Source organism: Hymenobacter psychrotolerans DSM 18569, assembly GCF_900142395.1.
Classification (GTDB): domain Bacteria; phylum Bacteroidota; class Bacteroidia; order Cytophagales; family Hymenobacteraceae; genus Hymenobacter; species Hymenobacter psychrotolerans.
Map to the genome: position 1 here is coordinate 1 of NZ_FRAS01000058.1, position 2,797 is coordinate 2,797.

The 2,797-nt window shown below is 55.9% G+C and carries 5 protein-coding genes; 4 read left to right on the forward strand and 1 reads right to left on the reverse strand.

Annotation, left to right across the window (positions count from 1 at the left end):
* The first annotated feature begins 214 nt into the window (after positions 1–214).
* Entirely contained in the window at positions 215–526 is a 312-nt protein-coding gene (locus tag BUE15_RS21845; protein ID WP_211617701.1) for a hypothetical protein, read from the forward strand.
* Positions 527–531: 5 nt separating this feature from the next.
* On the opposite strand, the gene BUE15_RS21160 is transcribed toward BUE15_RS21845, so the two are convergent.
* Positions 532–1,128 carry a Uma2 family endonuclease gene (locus tag BUE15_RS21160; protein ID WP_073289244.1) on the reverse strand — a complete coding sequence of 199 codons (597 nt, stop codon included), beginning with the start codon at positions 1,126–1,128 and terminating at the stop codon, positions 532–534.
* 123 nt (positions 1,129–1,251) lie between these two features.
* Between BUE15_RS21160 and BUE15_RS22440 the strand changes: the two genes are divergently transcribed.
* The 3 genes from BUE15_RS22440 to BUE15_RS21170 all read left to right on the forward strand — a co-directional run bounded on the left by BUE15_RS22440 (position 1,252) and on the right by BUE15_RS21170 (position 2,715).
* Positions 1,252–1,677 carry a LysR family transcriptional regulator gene (locus BUE15_RS22440; RefSeq protein WP_244536001.1) on the forward strand — a complete coding sequence of 142 codons (426 nt, stop codon included), beginning with the start codon at positions 1,252–1,254 and terminating at the stop codon, positions 1,675–1,677.
* A complete protein-coding gene (locus BUE15_RS22445) occupies positions 1,664–2,158 on the forward strand; it encodes a LysR substrate-binding domain-containing protein (protein WP_244536002.1) in 495 nt (164 codons plus the stop codon). The genes BUE15_RS22440 and BUE15_RS22445 overlap by 14 nt, the downstream gene beginning before the upstream one ends.
* Before the next feature lie 65 nt (positions 2,159–2,223).
* Positions 2,224–2,715, forward strand: a complete 492-nt coding sequence (locus BUE15_RS21170; protein WP_084549238.1) for a pyridoxal-phosphate dependent enzyme — start codon at positions 2,224–2,226, stop codon at positions 2,713–2,715.
* The last annotated feature ends 82 nt before the right edge of the window (positions 2,716–2,797 follow it).

The following is a 2,797-nucleotide window of genomic DNA, read 5'->3' on the forward strand; positions in this document are numbered from 1 at the left end:
GCACTCCAGTATTGGCTACCAGACACCGTATCACGCTCATCAACAGTTTCTTCCACTTAACGCCCTAAACTGTCCAGCGTAATCGGACCACCTCAATGCTACCGCAGCAGCTAATCAGATAATAAAGGCACTGCTAGTGAATGCTTGTGTAGAAAGCTTTGGCGTGTTGCATCAAGGGCATTTTATACACTTTAGAAACGACCGATCCGATGATATGGAGCTTTACATAAGTTCTGATATGATATTTTATCCTCAACAGCACGAGCAGTTAAGTCTGGACGAGCGAATACTGCTAGGTATGAATAGTGTTAATCTAAAACGCGTTGTAGATGCTTGGTGCACTACTAATGCCGATTTAGAAGTGCATTTTGAGGATGGTTCGTGGTTTAGAATTATAGGCACTTCTGAGGATGGTTATGAACCTTGGCAATTATCAGATGGAGGTGATGTGGCAGAAGGTGGCATCCTACTCATAGCATCCTCAGGTGATTCAAGCTATGCAATCTGGCACCCAGATAATGGCTAGATTAGCTACGCTCCCTCAAACACCTCCGTCCACTCAATGCTAAATTCCGGTAGGGTGTGCAGCGGGATGGGGCCGGGTGTGTAGAACTCGCCGCGCACGTGGTAGCGGCCGTCCTGGAGCACGTACACCGCTATGCTTTTCTCGCCGGGCGAAACAATCCAATATTCGCCTACCCCATTTTCCTCGTAGAGGTCGAACTTTTCCTTGGTGTCGCGGGCGAAGTTGCCGGGACTCAGAATTTCGATAATCCAGTCGGGGGCACCCACGCAGCCGCGCTTGTCGATTTTACTCAGGTCACAGACTACGCACAAATCCGGCTGTACCACGGTTTCGATGGAAGCATCGCCATTGGGAGTTATTTTACTCAAGCGCACATCAAACGGCGCGGCAAAGCCCCGGCACAATTTGCCGCGCAAAGCCACACCGATACTGGTGCTCAGATTAAAGGATATGGTCTGGTGAGTGGACTGCGGCGCCGGACTCATGGGGCGCACCTTGCCCCGGATGAGCTCCACCCATTCCGTAAGCTGCCAAGTGAGGTAGTCGGCGTAGGTGTAGGTTTTGGTGAGGTCGAGCTGGGAAAGGCTGGTGATAGGCGGCATGGCGGCGGGCTTTTGGCAGAATAGTAAATATACGTGAAGTGGGTTGTGGGAGCTGGCGTTCCAGCACGTATGTATTATCATCTGCTGTGCTCAAAGCCCAGCCGGGCGCGTACATTCACCGCCTTGCTTTCCCACCCGCACGAAATATTCCTGGAAGTAGCCCGGCAGCTCAGCTTCACGAAGGCGGCCCAGACGTTGTTTCTGAGTCAGTCCGCAGTGAGCAAGCAGGTGAAAGCGCTGGAGGAGCACTACAAAACGGGCTTGTTTGAGCGGTTGGGCAACAGCATTCAGCTCACGCCGGCCGGTGAGCCGCTGTACCGCAAGCTGCTGCTGGCCCGGCAGCTGCAGCACGAGCTGCATCAGGAATTCACGGAGCTGAGCCCCACGTTTTCCCCGCAGGTGCACATGGTCATTGGGGCCAGCACTACCATTTCGCTCTACGTAATTCCGCCGGTGCTGTCGGCCTATCTGGGGCCACTACCCGCATACCCAGTTCACGCTCAAAAACCGCAACTCCGAGAATATTCTGAAGGCCCTGCTGGAACATGAAGTCGACCTGGGCATCATCGAGGGGATTCACAAAGTCAGCAACGTTACCTATACGCCCCTGCTCACCGACGAGGTAGTAGCAGTGTGCTCCGGCCGCAACTCTTTGCACCGCCGCGAGCTGCAGGCCCAGTACCTGCGGCAGGTGCCCGTGGCCCTGCGCGAAACGGGCTCCGGCACCCTGGCGGTTCTGGAAGAAGCCCTGGCAGAAAAAGGCATCAGGCTGATAGATTTGCCCGTGAAAGTGCGCCTGGGCGGCACTGAGGCCTTGAAGAACTTTGTGCGGGTAGATACCTGCCTGGCGTTTCTGCCCCGGCAATCTGTCATGAAAGAGCTGGCAGCAGGGGAACTGATGGAAGTGCCCATCCGCGACCTGAACCTGGTGCGCCACTTCGATTTTGTGCAGCGCAAAGGCACTGAGAACAATCTGCCTTACAAGGAATTCGTGCAATTCGCACGGCGCTACTATTCCAAACAGGAATAGCCTATTCCAATTTGCCGTTTGTAGGAGGCATAACCCAAGGGCAGTTTTGCGTTGAACTCCACGCTATGTCCACTCTTCTTGCTACTACCTCGCGCCTGCAAAAGCTGCACTGCGCCGCCTGCCGCGCTCCGTACTCCGCCTTCAGCCTGCAGCGCGTTTCCGACTGCTGCGCCCAGCCCCTTGCCAAAGTAGCCGGCATTCAGTCCCAGGATAACTCCATGTGGCGCTATGCCGCCCTGCTACCCCTGCTCGATGAGGCAAACCGGGTAACGCTGGGCGAAGGCCGGACGCCGCTGCTGACCTTGCCCCGACTGGCTGCGCGCTACGGTTTCCAGGATTTGCAACTCAAGGACGAAGGCCAGAACCCCACTGGCTCGTTCAAGGCCCGCGGGCTGAGCATGGCCATTTCCAAGGCTAAAGAGCTGGGCGTAACGGGCTGCATTATCCCGACGGCCGGCAATGCCGGGGTGGCTATGGCGGCCTACTGCGCCCGGGCCGGTATGCGGGCCGTGGTGGTGATGCCGCGCCACACACCCGAGGCATTTAAGAGCACCTAACAAAACCGGTTTTCGTATGCTGGTGGTATGGCAAAGCAACTGGTATCGGATGAGCTATGGGACATGGTGGAGCCGCTTCTTC